Origin of the sequence: Paenibacillus silviterrae (assembly GCF_030167925.1) — a bacterium.
GTDB lineage: Bacteria > Bacillota > Bacilli > Paenibacillales > NBRC-103111 > Paenibacillus_G > Paenibacillus_G silviterrae.
Genome location: NZ_JASKUT010000002.1, coordinates 866,172 through 885,657 on the forward strand (window position 1 = coordinate 866,172; position 19,486 = coordinate 885,657).

13 protein-coding genes are annotated in these 19,486 nt (G+C 50.8%); 6 read left to right on the forward strand and 7 right to left on the reverse strand.

The window, feature by feature from the left end; all coding sequences use genetic code 11:
- Positions 1 to 43 precede the first annotated feature (43 nt).
- Entirely contained in the window at positions 44 to 1,045 is a 1,002-nt protein-coding gene (locus QMO62_RS27260) for a Gfo/Idh/MocA family protein (RefSeq protein WP_284645646.1), read from the forward strand.
- Positions 1,046 to 1,225: 180 nt separating this feature from the next.
- Entirely contained in the window at positions 1,226 to 2,251 is a 1,026-nt protein-coding gene (locus QMO62_RS27265; protein ID WP_284646697.1) for a C40 family peptidase, read from the forward strand.
- A gap of 199 nt (positions 2,252 to 2,450) precedes the next feature.
- Here the strand turns inward: QMO62_RS27265 and QMO62_RS27270 are convergent, their stop codons facing one another.
- The 3 genes from QMO62_RS27270 to QMO62_RS27280 all read right to left on the reverse strand — a co-directional run bounded on the left by QMO62_RS27270 (position 2,451) and on the right by QMO62_RS27280 (position 6,154).
- Positions 2,451 to 4,811, reverse strand: a complete 2,361-nt coding sequence (locus tag QMO62_RS27270) for an EAL domain-containing protein (protein WP_284645647.1) — start codon at positions 4,809 to 4,811, stop codon at positions 2,451 to 2,453.
- A 208-nt stretch (positions 4,812 to 5,019) separates the two neighbouring features.
- A complete protein-coding gene (locus QMO62_RS27275) occupies positions 5,020 to 5,430 on the reverse strand; it encodes a DUF1259 domain-containing protein (protein ID WP_284645648.1) in 411 nt (136 codons plus the stop codon).
- A 112-nt stretch (positions 5,431 to 5,542) separates the two neighbouring features.
- Complete coding sequence (locus QMO62_RS27280) at positions 5,543 to 6,154, reverse strand: acetylglutamate kinase (RefSeq protein ID WP_284645649.1); 612 nt, start codon at positions 6,152 to 6,154, stop codon at positions 5,543 to 5,545.
- A 133-nt stretch (positions 6,155 to 6,287) separates the two neighbouring features.
- Here QMO62_RS27280 and QMO62_RS27285 point away from each other — a divergent pair, with 133 nt between their 5' ends.
- The 3 genes from QMO62_RS27285 (at position 6,288) to QMO62_RS27295 (ending at position 12,414) form a co-directional block, all read left to right on the forward strand.
- Positions 6,288 to 6,596: a hypothetical protein gene (locus tag QMO62_RS27285; RefSeq protein ID WP_284645650.1), complete on the forward strand. Its 309-nt coding sequence runs from the start codon at positions 6,288 to 6,290 to the stop codon at positions 6,594 to 6,596.
- 141 nt (positions 6,597 to 6,737) lie between these two features.
- Entirely contained in the window at positions 6,738 to 8,657 is a 1,920-nt protein-coding gene (locus QMO62_RS27290) for a hypothetical protein (RefSeq protein WP_284645651.1), read from the forward strand.
- 217 nt (positions 8,658 to 8,874) lie between these two features.
- Complete coding sequence (locus QMO62_RS27295; RefSeq protein WP_372516756.1) at positions 8,875 to 12,414, forward strand: OmpL47-type beta-barrel domain-containing protein; 3,540 nt, start codon at positions 8,875 to 8,877, stop codon at positions 12,412 to 12,414.
- A 64-nt stretch (positions 12,415 to 12,478) separates the two neighbouring features.
- On the opposite strand, the gene QMO62_RS27300 is transcribed toward QMO62_RS27295, so the two are convergent.
- Positions 12,479 to 13,789 (reverse strand): ABC transporter substrate-binding protein, encoded by a 1,311-nt coding sequence (locus QMO62_RS27300; protein ID WP_284645653.1) that lies wholly within the window; start codon positions 13,787 to 13,789, stop codon positions 12,479 to 12,481.
- Between the two features lie 265 nt (positions 13,790 to 14,054).
- On the opposite strand from QMO62_RS27300, the gene QMO62_RS27305 reads away from it, so the two are divergent.
- On the forward strand, positions 14,055 to 15,059 hold the full coding sequence (locus QMO62_RS27305; protein ID WP_284645654.1) for a LacI family DNA-binding transcriptional regulator: 1,005 nt from the start codon (positions 14,055 to 14,057) through the stop codon (positions 15,057 to 15,059).
- Between the two features lie 103 nt (positions 15,060 to 15,162).
- On the opposite strand, the gene QMO62_RS27310 is transcribed toward QMO62_RS27305, so the two are convergent.
- From QMO62_RS27310 to QMO62_RS27320, 3 genes are all read right to left on the reverse strand, one after another.
- Positions 15,163 to 16,353 (reverse strand): right-handed parallel beta-helix repeat-containing protein, encoded by a 1,191-nt coding sequence (locus tag QMO62_RS27310; RefSeq protein ID WP_348651733.1) that lies wholly within the window; start codon positions 16,351 to 16,353, stop codon positions 15,163 to 15,165.
- Positions 16,354 to 16,460: 107 nt separating this feature from the next.
- Entirely contained in the window at positions 16,461 to 17,498 is a 1,038-nt protein-coding gene (locus tag QMO62_RS27315; RefSeq protein ID WP_284645655.1) for a hypothetical protein, read from the reverse strand.
- A gap of 238 nt (positions 17,499 to 17,736) precedes the next feature.
- A complete protein-coding gene (locus QMO62_RS27320) occupies positions 17,737 to 19,284 on the reverse strand; it encodes an EAL domain-containing protein (RefSeq protein ID WP_284645657.1) in 1,548 nt (515 codons plus the stop codon).
- Between the last annotated feature and the right edge of the window lie 202 nt (positions 19,285 to 19,486).

The window sequence follows — 19,486 nt, forward strand, 5'->3', positions numbered from 1 at the left end:
CTAAGAGCGAACCGGCGGAATAACGAATCGAGGAGAGGGCGCAATGCAGAAGGTTGCGGTTGTCGGGCTGAACAATATCGGGCGGATCCATTGCCGTTCTTACGGAGAGCATCCCGATGCTGAGCTGAAGGCCGTTTGTGATCTGGATCGGGAGTTGGCAGATCGGGCAGCGGCACTGTTCGGAGCGAAGGCGTACTATGATGTTAACCAAATGTTAGAGCAGGAGGAGATCGATCTCGTCAGCGTGGCTACCGGCGGAATAGAGAACGGTTCCCACCACTATGGCCCGGCGATGGCGGCCATCGCCGCAGGCAAGAGTGTTCTTGTAGAGAAGCCGATCTCCAATGATCTCGGAGAAGCTCGGGAAATGGTCAGCTTCGCGAGGGAAAAGGGGGTCCGGCTCGGGTGCAACCTGAACCATCGATTTACCCCTATGGCACGTAAGGCGAAGGAGTGGGTCGAGGCGGGTGACCTAGGCTCTTTGCTATTCGTGAATATGAAGCTGTCGATAGGCAACGCGAAGGAAACCAGCCCGTGGCTGCACATGCGAGCCCTGCACCCGCACTCCTTCGATGTGCTGAGGTATTTTGCAGGAGATGTCAAGCGGGTTCAAGCTTTCATGACGAAGGCGCCGGGCCGCTCCATGTGGTCCACCGCCTCCATCAATCTGGAGTTCGCCTCCGGAGCTGTCGGACATCTGACAGGCAGCTATGACATGGATAACCGGCATCCGATTGAAGCCTGTGAGGTAGCGGGGCATCGGGGGCGCTTCGTGCTCGATAATGTTTACGAGTCATTAACATACTATCCCCACGGGCAAGAGGAGCTTAGAGTCTACCGCAACCCCGTGCTTGGGGGCTTTCCAGGCTTCGACGCGACCTTTCGATCCCGTATCGCGACGTTCATTCAACAGCTCGAGGAAGGGGTCGCTCCCGAGCGCATCGAGGCTTCCGGCGCAGACGGGCTAGCCGTTCAAGAGATCATTGAAGCGGCTATTCAATCGCAGCTTGGTGACGGCAAAGTGATAGATGTTGGTCGATGGTAGTTTACATATTAATAGTTATGTAAACAAAATGCAGGGCATGGACTACGGCATTTCGCCGTCCTCCATGCCTCTGCTGCGTGAATTGGCAATATTTAAGGGATTTCTTCCAAACTTGGATATGTTATAGTAAATATGCCAGCCGGCAAACAACTAGACCAAATGGAGGAAATTGCAGTGAAAATGACAAAGCTCAAAGTCATGCGTTTAACGGCATTCCTATCCACAGCTATAGTGGCTGGGACAAGCTTGATACCTCAAGGACAAGCCTATGCTGCCCAAATTGGAACCATTGAAGACGGTGTGAATTTCCGCACCGCACCAAATACGGATTCTCGAATCATTCGTATGCTGAAGGAAGACGAGAAAGTAACGATCGTCGAAAAAGTGAACAATTATTGGTATAAGGTCAAAGACAAGAACGGCGACGTAGGCTATGTATCCTCCAACTCGAAATACATAAACGTATCGCAAAGCTCGCAACAGTCTGGTCAGACGGGTACAATCGTCAGCGGTGTCAATATGCGCGCCGGTTCCAGCACGGATTCCCGTGTCATTCGCATGCTGAAAGCAGACGAGAAAGTAACGATACTCGATCAGGTGAACAGCTTTTGGTTTAAAGTGCGCGACAAGAATGGGGATATCGGTTACATATCAACAAGCTCGAAATACATTAAGGTTTCGGGCAGCTCATCCGGTGGTTCTTCCGGCGGTTCTTCCGGTGGCTCGTCAAGCGGTGGTTCCTCCGGCAACCAAGGCAGCGCATCGGCCAGGATTGAGAAGGTTATAGCGCTCGGCTACGATTTTTTGGGTACTCCATATGAATTCGGCTCCAACCGAAACAATACCAATACCTTTGATTGCTCTGATTTTGTTCGGCATATTTTCAAGGAAGCAGGCGGTATTACGCTGCCTACGGACTCGCGTAAGCAAGGCGACTGGGTAAAGGAACACGATACGATTACAACCAATTGGAAAAACCTGAAACGCGGTGACTTGATGTTTTTCATGTCCTACCGCGGGACGAGCTCAGACGACTACCCGAAGTCGAATAAATTAGGACAAAGAATTACGCATGTCGGGATTTACTTAGGTGACGGAAAAATGCTGAACACTTGGTCCAACGACTCCGGCGGAGTACGTGTGGATACGATTGATAACAAGCATTGGGAATACCGATTTATGTTTGGAGGCAGCGTCATTAAATAACGGGGACTACATAACATTTCATGCAAAAGGGCCTGCAGACGTCATGTCTGCGAGGCTCTTTTTCTAATCCTTAACGGCTCTTTTCTTTGGTTTTGGCGGATAAGGGGTTTCGTAGGTCAAACTCGACTTTGTTGTATTGAGGCGATTCAGTCGGAACAACCAGCCCTCAAACAAAAAAAGATGTACCTTAAGCCAACGCTTAGGTACATCCTGCTAACGTTTCTTGAATTTGATTCGGCGGAACCGGCTTACTGATATAGTAGCCCTGGATTTGATCGCAGCGGTAGGATTTCAGAAGCTCCAGCTGCTCCACCGTCTCCACACCCTCGGCTACAACGGTCATATCCAGTTGGTGAGCCATCTCGATAAGGGTAGAGATGATGACCTGGTTACGCGGGTTATCCTTCAATTGGTCAATCAAGGTTTTGTCAATCTTCATAATATGGATGGGGAGCTGGCACACGTATTTCATCGAAGAGTACCCTGCCCCAAAGTCGTCGATAGAAAGCGTAAATCCGAGTTCGCGCAACCGCAGGAAAACATCGATAATCTCATCGAATTTTTCAATGGCGAAGCTTTCCGTTACTTCCAGCTCAAAATGATGCGGGACTGCCTTCTCCTCCATAAAAATGAGCTGCAGTCTTTCAACAAATCCAGGCTCCAGCAGCTGGATACCGGAAATATTAATGGCCACCAGCAGGGACATATCCGGATTCCGGCTTTGCCATTCAGCGTATTGACGACACGCAGCTCGGATAATCCATTCTCCAATATCGTGAATCAAGCCTGAGGATTCAATGATCGGGATGAATTCGTAGGGCGATACGGTTCCAAGGTCCGGATTCGTCCACCGGAGCAGAGCCTCGACTCCTGTCATTCTGTCAAGTTGAAGGTTCCATTTCGGTTGATAGTGCAAGGAAAGCTCTTGGTTATCGATGGCGGTCTTAAGATGCTGTTCGATCTTCAATCTGCGGATTCTTACCGTATCAAGCGATTCGGTATACAAGCGATAGTTGTTTTTCCCGGCTTCCTTGACATCCAGCATGGCCGTGTCGGAATAGTGAAGCAAGCTTTCCGCCGTATCGCCATGCTCCGGATAAAGACTGATCCCAATACTTGCTGAAATCGTAGTGCGGCAGCCTTCAAGCTCGAAGGGGGACCCTATGGTCTCCTTGATAACCTGTGCCAAATGCTCTACCTGATTGGCGCTCCGGTTGCGGAAAGTAATGATACAAAACTCATCTCCTCCCATACGGCAAAGGACATCGTTTGCATCGATGCAATCCTGCAATCTTTCGGCCGTACTGATTAACAGCAAGTCACCGGACCTGTGACCCATCGTATCGTTAATCAATTTGAACCGATCCAAATCAACGAACAATACGGCAAAGGGAATATTGCGGTGTATGTAATCCTCCAAGCATTGATAAAACGCTTTGCGATTGGGAATGCAGGTTAGCGGATCATGTAACGCTTGATAATGGATTTCCGTTTGCGCTTGCTGAAGAGAAGCCATCATGTGATTGAAGGATCTTTCAAGCATGGTCATTTCGTCATTGCCGGTCTCCTGAAGGCGAATCGAGAAATCCTGATGATTTTTAATGCGATTCATTCCAATGACGGTGTGCTGTAGTCTTGTAAACAACGTTTTCTGCAGAACGACGATAATAATGAAAAAGAACAGTACAGCGGATAGTGCATAATAAACTAAATAAAAGTTGATGCTCCTTTTAGCTTCCTTATATAAATCTCGTGGCTTTTCAAACTGCAGAACGAGCGCCGGCCGATTCTCAAAGTCGGTAAGCAGGCAGAAGCCGCGGTTTACATCTTCATCGGTTTCCGTCCAGAACAGCGCATCACGTTTGCCGGGCAAGTATACAGGGACAGCTTCGGCAGGCGGACGGTAGGAAGGATCCACCACCTTGATTTGCAAGGGCATGTCCGATTTTTGAGCAATATATTGAATGTAATTTGCATCGAGAAACCGGGCAAACAGCAGCGTTCCCCGAACGGGACCTAGGTTGTCGCTGGTCAAAATCGGATAAGATGCGGCAATGATAGGCTGGCCGTCGATCACCAGCAGCCCTTGCTTTCGAGCCAAGGAATCGGGTTGTTCGAGAAAGGCGGAATGATCCTTTAGCAGCGCATCGATGAACGCAGACGGATAATTCAGCGGCCGGAAGCCTGCATAATCATATGCTTTCGCGAAATAAATCTCCCTCCGGTTATTCATAAGCAGTACAATATTCAAACGGCTGGACGTAAACAAGGAATCCGTGTAATTTACTGTCAGATAAGGATCGTTCGGCGTGGGAATGGGTGTTCGGTTAATGAATCTGTACGTATCGTCCCATCCGGCATAATTGATGGCAATCGCTCCGAGATTCGTATATTCGTCGTAATAGGCAAGCAGGCTTTGTTTCATGCTCTCGTGCATAGTGCTGTTTTCCATCTTCTTGTAATTTTCCAGCAGCGTATTTTCGGAAATGAGATAAAGAACGGAAAACAGGATCAGTGTTGTCACCAGTATGTAGAGCATGATTTTCCTGCGTAGCGGCATAGTGATTTCAACCCCCGATGACTTTCCATAGTTGTAATTGTTGATAATTTAACGTGACTTTTAGCTCATTATAAACGACAAATTATGACAAAGCAATGGGGTATGAGCTGCTTTTGAAAATGCTTCCTTAGAAAGAAATGACAGCTCGTAAAGGAAAGTTGAAAGGGGCCAGCTTTTGGCAGACCCCTGAATGAACTTGATGCTTCACTTAGCCGAGGAAAGCGATGGAACGCTTCGTTTTCCGCGCAAAGGCGATCGGATTGTCGATGGCTTCCCAGTGAATGTACATTAACCTAGGACTATCATTCAACCAGTGATTATGCAGAGCAGTCACTTTGATTCCATTTCTTTGGAGATTGCGAATCAACCGATTGGCCTGATTTTGAAATACAGCCGTTTCTCCCAAGCATAAAGCGCGGCCGGAGCTGTCCAGTGACTCAAAGGAAAACAGCTGATAACGGACTAAAGGAGAATTCGTGCGTCTGCCAAGAATCGTAGCGTTTAATCTTCTGGATCGACTTACAAAGCATACGGGTCCCGGATCGATTTCATGCTCTCCACCTAAAATCCTTGAGAACTGATTGCACAATCTTCTGAAGCGCGGGCTAACGTTAACCATGCTGGTAATCTACCTCCCCATTGTGGATGAGATATTGTATAAGAATAAGGGGGGAAGCGATTGTGCATGAGCCTACGCATACCATATTTTGGCATTTGCCCTATTGGGATGATTAGTACCAAGCCCTGGAAGCAGAAAAGGCCGTCGGAAACTGCTCAGCGATCCCACCCGTCATCACGTCGGCCATCAGTAAAGCTTGTGGTTCGACTCGGTCATTTGTAGCGACGTTTTCTTCATAATTTCCGGCAATTCGAGCGGCCACTTCACTACTGAGAAGATTCAGATGCTCATGCATCATAGCAGTCCATTGGGCTCTAGACCAAAAAGGATTGATACTGCTTAGAAATTCGGCTATAGCATCGGCGTTCCTAAACCATCTTTTTTGAGCAGCTTGAGCAGTAACCGTATTTCCCGCCTGAAGCGCTTTGACGAGTTCGGCAGCAATCGTGAGATGTTCGCGAAGCAGCTGGGCAAATTGCGCTGCGATACGTGAGCCGTACAGAGGCCCAAGCACGGCGGCAAAATCGGAAGGGTTTCTCAGAAGCCTGGCTGTCGTCACATTTTCATCCGGAAGACGCCCAACGATGCTATTTACCGTTAGTCTCGTCCAATACACGTGCTGTTCCCATAAAGTCCTCAGTTTTTGGTTTAACTCTACTTTCGACGGTGTCCAAGCGACAGGATATGACTGACGATGGATAAATGAGATCGGACCATAATTCATTGGCGCAACGCTCCTTTTTTTACTTTCCTCTAGTATATGGGCGAAAAATGCAAGTGTGCGATTGTCTTGCATGGATTTGACGCTTATGGCAAAGACTACTAAAGGAAAATTCATGACAAGGAGCGGGGGAAACGTGCGCAAACGGCTGGAGGAATTCAAAAACGAGCTGATCAGTGTGAATTGCCTGGAGGGCCACGAGGATGTGCTTTTGGCCTTCGATCATCTGATGGATGAAGTGGAGAAGCATGAACAAACCCATTACGAGAGGCGTGGTCTCTCTGCTGAGGCAGGCTATAAGGCTGTGCAGGAAGCGGAGGAAACCTTTCTCGAAGAAATCGCCTGGTTCCGGCAGGCGGCCTATCGTGTCATTGAGAGGACGGTCGCGGACCTTGTCAATAAAGGAAATAAGCATTGGACCAAGTTTTATGCCAAGGTGGAATAGTGAACGGAAAATGTAATGCCCGGTACCGGCAGGTGCCGGGTTTTTGTTCGTTAATACAACTAAAACGCAACTGGATAGAGGCTTATAGACTGTATTATGATCGAAGTGCTAAGCTGCAATCTATTGGATGCGGAGGAACCCATGATGATTATTGATGGAAGCGGGAATGCGAGCAAGCCCTCAGAAATGTCGGCCGCCGGCGCGGCGCCGGTCCCCGCCCCCGATTTCAGCCGGATACGTCCGGACGATTTCGCCGATGAAGATTACATTTCCCCACAAGTGTGGTTGAACGACCGCAGGGGAATCCCGTATTACTTCAAGCACTTTCACACGGTGGCAAATGCAGTGCGGTTGGAGGGGCCTCATCGCGGTTTCGTCGATATTGCGGTGCATCGCAGTCCGGAGCATAACTACCCCTATAATGCACGAGTTCAAGAGAATCACCTTTGGTTTGCTTACTTCTACACGAACCCGGCGTCATGGAATCTTTACTACGGCATGCCTCAGGTCCGATATCGGCTGGAGGCGATACTGGAGCACCTGCTAACCTTACAGGGACCGGAAGGAGCGTTCTCCGAGTATAGCCCGGGAGGCTACAACCTGCCGGGGACGTCATTCGCACTGCAATTTCTCGGTCAAACCGTCCGACTATTGGAGGAAGCGAAGAAGTCGAATCCCGACTTCCCGTTCATTAACGAGAATCTTTATACCAAGGTGTTAGAAGCGAGCCGTAAGGCGATTGAACACGTCTTGCATGACAGTGCGCATTGGAAGCACGGCACCGGGTTCACCAATCAATATACTTTGATGTGGTCGGCAACCGCCGCCTACTTGGCCTTCCGTCCGGATGGGGCAATCGAATCGAAGCTGCGTGAGAGGATGGCCGAATCTGCGAGCGCCTTCATCAGCCCTGCGGGATTTTATTATGAGAATCACGCTTTTGATATGAACTACAACATGGGTGTTCATATTCAGAATATGATGGCGGACTATTACTATTTCAAAGATACTCCGTTAGAGCAAGAAATGATCGAGAAGGAGAGCAGGTTTATCGAATGGCTGTCCTACAATCTGATACGGGAGCCGGACGGATCATTTTTCACATCCAATGCAGCTGTTTCCGGGCGCACGGAATCCGCTCACTATGAGAGAAAGGATATTCCGCTGGCAGAGAAGCTGCCGCTGGCTAGAGCCTTTGTCAAGTCGCAGGAAGAGGTGGCTTTGGAGATTCAGCAAGCGAAAAGCGAGATCGTGAATGACGGCAGCTGGCCTAATGTTCCGGAGCTGCAGAGGAAAGGCGGCAGTGCGTTCAATCCGTACGGCCTGTACAACCGCATCTTGTACCGCTATTATCCCACGGAAGCAGAACGTGCGGAGGCGATCGCCAAGCTTCCGTATCTCGCGAGCGAAAGCTTCAACCATCACCGCAGCGACGACCGCAGCGGGCTTCAGTTCACCTACGTGCGGCGACCGGATTATTATGCTGCGTTTAATGCGGGACCGTGCAGGGTGAACGCTCAGGTATTCGGGATCGGGCTGCTGTGGCACCCCCGGGCCGGAATAATACTGTCCAGCCAGACCGAAGCTGCATCCATGAAATTATGCAGAGGGCTCTCATGGGGCACGAAACACCATAACAGTCTGCGCGTGTACGAGAACGGAAATGTTTGTCCGCGGTACTATGTTGACGGTCAAGAAGTGATGCCTATATGGGGATGCAGCGATATCGCTTCAGGTGATATCGAGATGAGATACGAGCTCGGGACCGAGGGTCAGAAGACCGTTCACTTCGGAGAAGAGAGCATTTCGGTAAACATCCGACATTCGGACCGGTTCGAAGAATACCTTCCGCTTATGGCTGCCCCGGGGGACCGGATCGACCTGGAGCAAGGTTGTATTGTGCTGAATCGGGGGGACACCGCTATTCGAATTGCCTTCGATGAAGGTGCTGAGGCCAAGCTTGTACCTAGGAGCTTTCACATGTATTCCTATCAAATGCAAATGCTTATACTGAAGGCTAGTCAAACGCTCCAATATACTATCAAGATGGGATCGCGTTAAAAACGGTCCGAATCAAGACGCAGAATCGATAGCTTACGACTATTTTGAATTCTGTGTCTTACTGTATTTTTTATTTTGTAAGCACTTACTTTAACATATATGGCTTGTGCTACAATATCGAAAAGTGCTGTTGACTATAGAAAAGAGGTGATTTACTAGTTTAATGAAATGAAAGAAAAGGATAACCGGAAATCAAATAAAGGAGGCTTGCACGTTGATGAGGATGAAACGGTCCCTAACTTTAATGTCCTTGCTTACGTTATGCATTTCGATCTTGGCGGCACTGCTATCCCCAATTCTCTTTACCCAGCCGGTGAGTGCCGGCGAGGAGCCTATTGTCGTTGTGGACGAAAGCGCCGATCCTTCGAAGCTGTTCTATAAAACAAACAATGTGGCGGTAAGCACGAGCAGCCCGGAGAGGTATGGAGGGGATAACTCCAGATTTTACAAGTCGTCGGGCGGGGAGGCTTATGTGATTTACAAGACTCCGGATGCAGACACACGCATTTGGAGCGGCTTCCAAATTGTGACGTGGTACAATCGAAGCGGTGCTGGTGTCATGCCCGGAGATATGTCGTTCGAAGCTTCGCCTGATCATACAGTGTACACTCCTATTCAAAATGTAAACAAGTCCGTCAGCACGGATCCGTTGGTCGGAGGCTGGGGCAAGGTGACCTGGGAAGCGACGGCATTGCCGCCCGGGACGCGGTATGTCAAGATTGTGTTCGGAGATACGACAGCGCACCCGAGCACCTGGGCGATTCAAATCGGTAGATCCACTTTGTTCTCCGTATACAACCGGCAGGCGCTGCAGGACGAGATTGACACGTCGCAAACGCTGCTAAGCAGTGCTGTGGTCGGGGAGGGCCCCGGGGAGTACCCTCAAGCGGCGATTACCGCGTTTGCTTCGGCGATTGCGGCAGCTCAATCAGTGAATGCGAATCCTGATGCTTTACCGGGCGACCTGCAAGCAGCCTTTACCCAATTGAGGCAAGCCCGCACCACGTTTCAGGATGCCGTCAACATGGCATTGAACTGGCCTGCAGGGGCCGCTATTACGTCAGCCTCATCAAGTCTCAGTCACATTACGGTTGCATGGCCTGCCGTCATGGAAGCCAATCCATCTTCAAGTGTCGTTTACCATGTATACCAGAATGGCAGCGAGAAGGCTTCCGTCTCCGGAACGACCTATACCTTTACAGGACTAAAGCCCCAAGCCAAGTATGAGTTTAGCGTTGTGGCCAGCATAGGGAATCATGCTTCCAAACCGCTCGGCCCGGCCGTGCTCTCTACCAGCGACATCGGACTGATTCCGGCTCCTGACTTCAGTCTAATCGACCCGGATGATTTTGCCGATGAGGATTACATTTCACCGGAGGTGTGGGTGAATGATCGCCGGGGAATTCCCTATTATTATAAGCATTTTCACACGGTAGCGAATGCAGTGCGGCTGGATGAGCCTGATCGCGGATTTATCGATATTGTGGTCCACCGCAACCCGGATGATAATTTCCCTTACAATGCGCGTGTTCAGGAAAATCACCTGTGGTTCACTTACTTCTACACGAACCGTTCGTCATGGAATATTTATTATGCCATGCCGCAGGTGAAGTATCGTCTGGAGGCTGTGCTGGAGCATCTCTTAACCTTGCAGAGTCCGGAAGGGGCGTTCTCCGAATATAGTCCGGGAGGCTACAACTTGCCGGGGACGTCGTTTGCTCTCCAATTTCTCGGTCAAACCGTCCGCTTGTTGGAGGAGGCTAAAGCGGCGGATCCCAACTTCCCGTCCATTGATGATGCGTTATACAATCGGGTGATCGAGGCGAGCCGGAAGGCTATCGTTCACGTTTTAAACGACAACGCTTTCTGGACCCATGGCACCGCCTATACGAATCAATATACGCTCATGTGGTCGGCGACCGCCGCTTATTTGGCTTATCATCCCGATGCGGCGATCGAAGCGAAGATGCGCGAACGATTCGATCAATCCTCAGGCGCCTTTATTAGTCCTGCCGGCTTTTATTATGAGAACAGCGGATATGATATGGGCTACAATATGGGGGTTCACATCCAGAACATGATGACGGACTATTATTATTTCAGAAATACCGATCTGGAACAGAAAATGATTACGAAGGAGAGCAAATTTATCGATTGGCTGTCCTACAATTTGGTGCGTGAGCCGAACGGTTCGTTCTTCACGTCGAATGCGGCGGCATCCGGGCGTACAGACTCGGGCCATTACGAAAGAAAAGATATTCCTCTCGCAGAGAAGCTCCCGCTCGCCAGAGCTTTCGTCAAAACGCAGGAGGAAGTTGCGGCGGAGATTGTCAAAGCCAAAAGTGACATCGTGAAGGACGGCATCTGGCCGAATGTGCCGGCTCTGGCCTTGAACGGAAACAGCTCCTACAATCCATACGGACTGTATAACCGGATCCTGTACCGCTACTACCCTACGGAAGCCGAGCGTGCGGCAGCGGTTGCTCAGCTCCCTTACCTTGCAAGCGAGCGATTCAATCACCAGCGTAATGATGATCGGAGCGGACTGCAGTTCACTTACGTACGGCGTCCGGATTATTACGCGGCCTTCAATGCAGGTCCGCGCAAGGCAGCCATGCAAGCCTTTGGGCTCGGGCTGCTGTGGCATCCGCAAGGCGGCATCATGCTGTCCAGCCAGACTGAATCCTCGTCAGCCTCAACAAACCGCGGCTTATCCTGGGGCACGAAGAAGGCCACGGCCGGCCGGGTCTATGAGAACGGGAATGTGCTTCCGGTCTATCGAATCAACGGACAAACGCTGCAGCCGGCCGTCGGACATGGCGATGTAGCGCAGGGCGAGGTGGAGGTTCAATACCAGCTCGGCACGGCAGGAACAAAATCCGTTACCTTCCTAGAGGACGGTATTTCGGTACAAGTTACCCATGCGGAGCCGTTTGTAGAGTATGTACCGATCACGGTAGGAACGGGCGATCAAGTCTCGTTGAACAGCGGAAGCTTCACGCTCGTACGCGGGAATTCCGTGCTCCAAATTACCTTCGACCAAGGTGCCGTCGCGACTCTGGAGCAGAAGGGCTACCGAATCTATGACAAACGGATTCATATGCTTATGCTGCAGGCTAGCGGCTCATTGTCCTATACGATAACGATGTCCACCGACGATTCGGCGCCAATTACGATGGCGACTCTGGAGCCTGTCGGCGAGAGCGGCTGGTATACGTCCGAGGTAGCGGTAACACTGGACGCGACGGACGAAGGGACCGGTGTGTCGCGTACGGAATACCGGCTGAACGGAGGGGAGTGGAGGTCCTACGAAGGGGCTGTTACCCTCGCTTCCGAGGGAAGGAATGTCTTGGAATACCGGAGTTCGGATCGGGCTGGAAACACAGAAGAGATTCGCACCGCTTCGGTGCCGATCGATCTAACGGCTCCGACGATTGTTGTTGTGCCGGATCAGGTGAAGCTTTGGCCGCCCAACGGGCAGATGGTGCCTATCCGGGTGAGCGTAGCAGAGGCTGACCGTATCTCGGGTATAAGCTCCGTTACGCTGGATTCTATTGAAAGCAGCGAACCGGACCCTGAAGGTGCGGCGGAAGCGGAATATGGTACGAACGATACCGAGTTCCTGCTGAAGGCGGCAAGAGCAGGCGAGGGAACGGGGAGAGTGTACACCATCACCTATACGGCAACGGACCGGGCGGGGCACCAGAGCAGCGGCACGGCCAAGGTCACGATTCCTCACGACGCAGGTAATGAATAGTTCTTGCACGGCATGCCGAAAAAAGCGTTTGGTCATGTGACCAAACGCTTTTTCCAAACCATTGTTATTTGGGCTTTGCCGCCTTCGCTGCCTTGGCCGTTTCGATAGCTTGGTTGATCTGCTCCTCGAAGCTTCTCAGTGCCGTGTTCGAATCCGTCTTATCCTTAACCATGGTTGCAAAGGAAGTGCCGAAGTCGACGCCGACATCGGTCAGCTGGGAATCCCGCGGCTCCGATGGAGGCGCATCGGGATAATAGAACAGGGCGCCTACGTTTTTGCCCTGCCACTCCGGAACGTTTTGGCCGAACGCCTTTTTCACGGCCGTGCTCTTGAGAGTGGTTCCCTGTCCATTCTTGGATAGAAGCGTCTGCATTTCCTCAGAGAGCATATAAGCGATGACCTCGAAGGCCTCGTCCTTGTACTTTGACGTCTGGGCGACGAACAGCGACAAGGTAGCGGGCTTGAACCCGACATTCGGCTTCTCCTTCAAGCTTGGAACCGACACCACATCCCAATTGAGCTGAGGGTTGGCGCGAACGGCACCGATAATGCCGGGGTGGCTGTTGACCATGGTTGCGATCGTTCCCTTAGAGAAATCGCCGAGGGGAGCGATGACGGCATTCGGGATATCGAAGAAGCGCTTCAAGTTGTCATACAGCAGCTTGTAGCCGTCATTATGAATGGTCGCTTTGTCTTCCTTCGGATGGAGAGGGCTGAGAGACAGCTGGTTATTCAGCATAATATTGTTGGGCTGCGTCGTAAACCCTTGATACGTAACCGCTCCGTCCGTCCGGGTCAAGGACCGGGAAAGCTCATACACATCGTCCCATGTCATGCCGTCCTTCGGGTATGCAACGCCAAACCGGTCGAAAATATCCTTATTGTAAAATAAAGCGTACTTATTCATTGTTAAAGGCAGGCTGTAAAGCTTCTTCTCACTGCTTTGGGCAAGCGTATGGGCCAGCACGTTAGGCTCGATGGTATCCAGATTGAAGTTATGCTTTTTGACCAGATCCTGCAGGTCATAATGAAAGCCGTTCGTAATGACTCTGCTTGTGGTAAATGCGGCGGATTCATAAATAATGTCCGGCAGCGTGCCTTGTGCGATTAAATCCGCATACTCGCTGCCTTTCCCCCTATTAATAAAGTTCAAGGTAATGTGGGGAAATTTCGCTTTTATGGCATCCTGAATCGTAGGGTCTAATGTAGCCTCAAGCGTACTTTGTGCAAAATACCAGGTCAGTGTTACCGGATCCTTCGACTTCGGTGGAGCGGGCTCCCCTGTTGATTGGACCGCTTCGCCTCCGCTGCAGCCGGCCATTAAAGCAACGCTCAGAAGGCAGCTTACCCAAACGGCTTTTCTCTTTTTTACCATGACAATCAACCTCCGTTTTTCATTAGTGTTCAGCAGGTCCCTGTCAATGAATCTCATGGGTGTGTGTGTCATGCGCGCTTTTCTAAACGAAAACGCTGTCATTTCCCAATACAGCAGTTCATTCGTTCAGCAGATGAAACTGTTCTAGCGGGGGATAACGTTATGGTACAATAAAATATAAGCATGATATAGTTGAGTTTTTGTTGAATATAAAATGAAAGGGCATGTGTATCCTATGGCCAGAAGAAAGTCTGTCACTTTGCCTATGTTAGCCGAAAAGCTGGGGTTAAGCGTTTACACCGTATCCAAAGCGCTGCGCGGGCTTCCCGGGATGTCCGAGACGACAAGAAAAGAAGTCATACAACTGGCCAAGGAGCTCGGATATTTGACGAAGGATCAGGAGCGAAGCCTCCTGTATGAGGGAATTCCACGGCTCTCCATTCAGCAAAGGCGTTTCCTGTTGGTTACCAGCTCACATTATTCCTATACCATTCAGCAATTGTTCATTGGCTTGAAGGAGAGGATGCTGGAGCTGGGCCACAAGGTTGATATCGTCTTCATGCCGCAGTCGCTGTCATCCGAAGGGTTCGAGGATTGGGCGGAGCAAGAGGGCATCATGTACTCGGACGGATTGTTTATTGCCCCGCTGATTCCGGAGCCGCTGGAGGCCTTGCTGCTTGAGCTGAAGCTTCCGCGGGTATTGATTAATTTTCCGCCTCTAGGTGCCAAGGTGGACAGCATCATTTGGGATATTCACGAAGCCACCATTCAATCGGTGCACCATTTAATTGCAAACGGTCATCGCAATATCATGTACGTTGGAGATACGACCAAAACCAGGGGGTACAAGCATCGCTGGGACGCATTTCAGCTGACGATGAAGCAGGCGGGCATTGAGGTCGAAGAGAGCAGCCATTTTATCGGGCTCTCCACGATTGATCCCAAGTGGATTGCGACGTTCCAAAGTCATCTTGAGCGCAACAATCCTACGGCACTGATCTGTTCTTCCCAATCGACCAATTTGTCCTGGTTGTTTTACGCCTGCAGCGAAGCCGGACGTAAGATACCCGGGGATATGTCGATTATCCTTATCGATTACCTGCAGGCCAGCATCGTTCCGGACATTACACGTCCCGTGCTGTTTATGCAAGAGACGGGGTACCGGGCCGCCGACCGGTTGCTGTGGCGGATCGCCAATACTCAAATGCCTTACGAGCATATTCGCGTGCAAGGCACGTTCTACAATGGGGCGACCGTCAGAAATTTGTGAATGGAAATATGGCAAGCCACAGAAGCCGCCGTACTAATGCCTAGAGGCCGAACCTGAACCGGAATGACGGATCAGGTTCGGCCTCTATAGTAATAGAAAGCGATTAAGGTGCTTCTACCTTCAACTGATCAAAGTAAAAGCTCCCTGTATGTCCATCGCCAATGCCAAGCCGAATGCCGCCCAAATTGGCTGCAGCGCTGCGGAAGTCGGCATTCGCAAGACGGCGGATTCCGTCCACATACAGATCGAACTTGTCGGTATCGGTATTCATCACCAACAGCAGCTCATACCAAGTACCCGCCGTAAAGCTTTGCAGGGTAGTCAGTGTGGTGCCGTTATAGGCCTTAATGGAACCGGAATCGAAAGCTACACTTATAGCAGGCGCTCCTGTGCCGTCGAGAATATAGGGAGCCATCTTCCAGCCGCCCGTCTGCTCAGGGAGAACCCGAAGCTGAAGGGAGACAATTCCGGCGGAAGGTGCCCATGTTATTTGCGCATTCGTCGTTGTTGCGGAGACGGACTTGCTCAGCAGCACGCTTTTATCCGTCGTGCTCGGCATATTGGCTGTTTGTACACTGCCGCTGCCGGTGGTAACCGTCCATCCTGCAGGTATTGTCCCGGCTGTTCCTCCGTCGAAGTCTTCCTCCAACAGGACGATAGGGGATTCCGTGTAGGCGGAGCTAACGCCTGCTTCGCCCTTGACCGCGGGATCCTGCGTATCGTTGCCGGACCACAGATTGTTCATGGCTCCGACACCGGCCTGCTCGTAGGTCAGAGCCGCACCCGAGGCTGTATCGATCGATGATTGGACATTGTTTTGTACACGGATATACTCGCTATAATTGTCAAGATAGAGACCGGCGACAGGGTAACCCATTGCATAGGCGCTTTTGCTCAAATCGTGGATGTAATTTCGATCGACAATCGTTCCGGGCTGCCGGCCCAGCGTATAAATGGCTCCCCCGTCATCGTGAAGCTGCATCACATGATGGATGCGATTGGCGCGGATTCGGTTCGTCCGCATTCCGGTTTCACAATTGCAGCCCGCCTGGCCGCCAAGCTGTATCCCCATATAAGGTGAGTACGAGATCTCGTTGTGCTCGATAACGACGCTTTGAACAAAATAGCCTACTATGCCTATGCCGTTCGTATACTGCTGACCGACGCGCGAGACGGTGTTGTTGCCGATCAGCACCTGTGATGTCAGATCGGTGATGGAAGCCGTTTTGGGGGACCGAAGTTCGATACCGTTAGCTGCAATAGCTTCGAAGGTGTTGCTTACAATTTGGCTCATCTTGATTCCATTGCCGAGCTTCAACCCTGTGGCTCCAAGCTGTCGGAAGGTATTGCCTGTAAAACGGAGCTGGTAGCCGTAAGCGGCCTGGACGCTTCCCGGAACTGTTAAAGAAGTGTTAAAGAAGTGATAGGGGAGACGGCTTGGGTAGCCACAAGGCCGCTACTGCTTGGACCGTCCCAACCGCTGTGGCGAAAGGTCAGTCCGCTGATTTCGAGGTGATGGATCGGATTCGCGGCCGTTCCGTTCAGCTGCAGCAAGACATCCACAACGGGAGCGGTTACCGTCGCACTTGCCATATTTTCACCGCTCCGCGGCTTGTAGTAGAGGATATTGGCGGAACGGTCCAGATACCATTCTCCCGGAGAATCAAGCATTTCGTAGGCGTTCTCAAAGTGATACGCATTGGAGGTATAGAAGGGGGCGGATTTTGTAAAAGCGCTGCTTTGCTCCGGCGAGAGAAAGCTGACATAGGCGTAGCTCGCATCCGTCGTAAAGGAAGCGACCCTTAGCCGGTTATGATACCAATGGGGCTGAAGCACCATCTCGACCTGATTGAGATGATTCCATGAAGAAATTTCGGCCTTGTTGATTTTGTATTGTCTGGTTGTTACATCGGCGCTGATCGCGTCGTAGTAGGCGCCAAGCGAGTTGGCGTCGGTCAGGTTCGGTGTACGGGCGCGAACGGCGGCCGTCTCTCCAACGTACAGCTGACGGAATCGGGAGGTGACGCCGGTTTTCTTGTAGATGCCTGCTACGGAGTCATGCAAGGTCCAGCCTCCGGTAAGCGATTGTCCTCCCGAGATGACGGGGGTTTCGCCGGTGTAGTTTTTCCAGACGACCCGGTGGCCGTTCATGCCTGAATCGCGATAATCGAGGACCAATGAATCTGTAAGCGTATACAATCCGCCGCGAAGCATAACGACAATGTCCCCGGTCATGCTGGGATTAACCGTGCGCACTTTGTCCCTAACCCCTGTCAGGGAACATGGGGCCGATACGGAACAAGCGGTGCCGCTTCCGGTTGGGGAAGCGTAGTAGGTCGCCTGGACGGCGGCTGCAGCAGGAGCTTCTTCCGGCAAAATGCCGACAGAGGCCAGCAGCAGGGCGGCCGTCACGGTAAGACCCGTTTTGTTCATCCTCATCCATTTTCCTCCTTCATTTTATGGTGAATCCGCCGAGTACCCAAGTTCAGATCTTCTAATCGCCTCCCTTTTTCTGGATTATCACCAGTTTATCGTTAACGATTCCAGCCGGCAATCTACAAGAATATTGTATATTGGCGGAGCCGGAGTGGGGCGTTCCGCTCGCATGTATCCGCTGGATCGGGCGCAGACGCTCACCGCGAGGTGGAGCTGGGTCATGGGCGCGGCAAGGCCGTGATCAGGATAGGGGACGTCGACGGTTCGCTCCCTTGCATGCAAGCTGCCGATACACTGACGCCGTCGCGATGATCGTTCCTTGTGAATCCCGTATCGGTGTAACCGCTAAGCTGACGTCAAGGAGATGACCGTCCTTATGTCGTCTGATCGTCTCTATTCCCGTAATCGTTTCGCCCGCTTGTATCCTCTTCCGTATCAACTCTTCCTCATCTCTCATAGGGTAAGGAAGGGCAGGGAGATCGTCTCCGCAAATTTCCATCGCGCCCCAACCGAACATACTTTCGAACATGGCATTGACTCTGGTGACCTTATGATGGGAATCGGTTATACAGATGGCGTCGGCATTATTTTCTATAAAATAGTTAAGCTGTTCCGTCATCGCCTTAAGCTCATCCTCCGCACGCTTTCGTTCCGAAATATCGATGCATGAACCGATCACTTCAACGATTTTTCCGCCGCGTCGTACGGCTCGTAACGTGACGATGATCCAAACCCCATACACGTCAATCTCGTAGCATATTCCTTTTTCCCCCCTCCAAGCTCTCACGTAATGCTCATGCACTGAATTGGAGATGCTCGGAGGGAAAAGCTCATGGATTTCTTTCCCGATCATTTGATCGGGCGAATGGCCGAACCGATAAAACAATTCACCTTCACACAGGGTGTGGATAAACCGGCCGTTTAGCTGTTTGATTTTAAAGGTCAGTCCTTCTTGCTTTCGCAAGGTTTCCTCCAGCTCTTTCATCGCATGACGAAGCTGTTCTTCTTTCCATAACTTCTCCGTGTGGGGGAGAGCTGCACCGTTTCTCCCAAGCAGCCGCCCAATCTCCGGAAACAATCGTTCAAGCTCTTCCGCGGGAATAGGCTTGCTGAATAAATATCCTTGTGCCTTGTCGCATAAATTTTGCCGGAGAAAAAGTAACTGTTCGTTGGTCTCTACGCCTTCCGCTATCACTTGAAGATGTAAATGATGTGCCATGGAAATAATGGTTTTCACGATAACCGCGTCATTATCATCTATCGTGCATTCACTAACAAACGAGCGGTCGATTTTCAAAGTGTCTAAAGGAAATCGTTTTAAATAATGAAGGCAGCTGTACCCTTTACCGAAATCATCCATACTGATCCGCACACCGAGCTGTTTTACCGATCCTAACACTTCAATCGTCTTGTCGACATCAAGGGTCATGCTTTCTGTAATCTCGAGGTCCACATTCTCAGGATTCATTCCCGTATCGGCCAAAATCGTACGAATCATCTCTATAAAGTTAAGCTGAACGAATTGCAAAGGCGACAAATTAATGGAAACGACAAAATCGGGCAAACCGGCATCGATCCATACTTTGCTCTGGGTACAAGCCCTTCTTAGTACCCATTCGCCTATTGGAATGATGAGTCCGCTTTGCTCGGCTATCGGAATAAATTGCTCGGGAGAAATCATCCCCAGAAGGGGATGGTTCCAACGCAATAACGCTTCCGCGCCGATGATCTTACCCGAGCGAATGTCCAATTGAGGCTGGTAATACAATTGAAGTTCTTCCCGTTTCACTGCACTCTGGCTAGATTCAATCAATAATCCCCTTTCGCTACTGGTGTTGTGCTCCGGATTGATTTCCCATTAACAGGAAACAACATCATGTTAGCAAGATAATATAGGGAACACGTTAGGAAAGTTTTACTGGAATATTAGAAAAGTATTCAGACAGCAAAGAAACCGGCTGCCCAAGGAATGCTTGGTGCAGCCGGTTTTG

Excerpts from the sequence above, each read along its gene's own strand:
- QMO62_RS27290 (WP_284645651.1), top strand. The coding sequence starts at position 6,738 with ATGATGATTATTGATGGAAGCGGGAATGCGAGCAAGCCCTCAGAAATG.
- QMO62_RS27260 (WP_284645646.1), top strand. The coding sequence starts at position 44 with ATGCAGAAGGTTGCGGTTGTCGGGCTGAACAATATCGGGCGGATCCAT.
- QMO62_RS27305 (WP_284645654.1), top strand. The coding sequence starts at position 14,055 with ATGTTAGCCGAAAAGCTGGGGTTAAGCGTTTACACCGTATCCAAAGCG.
- QMO62_RS27270 (WP_284645647.1), bottom strand. The coding sequence starts at position 4,811 with ATGCCGCTACGCAGGAAAATCATGCTCTACATACTGGTGACAACACTG.
- QMO62_RS27280 (WP_284645649.1), bottom strand. The coding sequence starts at position 6,154 with ATGAATTATGGTCCGATCTCATTTATCCATCGTCAGTCATATCCTGTC.
- QMO62_RS27310 (WP_348651733.1), bottom strand. The coding sequence starts at position 16,353 with ATGAGCCAAATTGTAAGCAACACCTTCGAAGCTATTGCAGCTAACGGT.
- QMO62_RS27275 (WP_284645648.1), bottom strand. The coding sequence starts at position 5,430 with ATGGTTAACGTTAGCCCGCGCTTCAGAAGATTGTGCAATCAGTTCTCA.
- QMO62_RS27265 (WP_284646697.1), top strand. The coding sequence starts at position 1,226 with ATGACAAAGCTCAAAGTCATGCGTTTAACGGCATTCCTATCCACAGCT.
- QMO62_RS27315 (WP_284645655.1), bottom strand. The coding sequence starts at position 17,498 with ATGAGGATGAACAAAACGGGTCTTACCGTGACGGCCGCCCTGCTGCTG.
- QMO62_RS27295 (WP_372516756.1), top strand. The coding sequence starts at position 8,875 with ATGAGGATGAAACGGTCCCTAACTTTAATGTCCTTGCTTACGTTATGC.
- QMO62_RS27300 (WP_284645653.1), bottom strand. The coding sequence starts at position 13,789 with ATGGTAAAAAAGAGAAAAGCCGTTTGGGTAAGCTGCCTTCTGAGCGTT.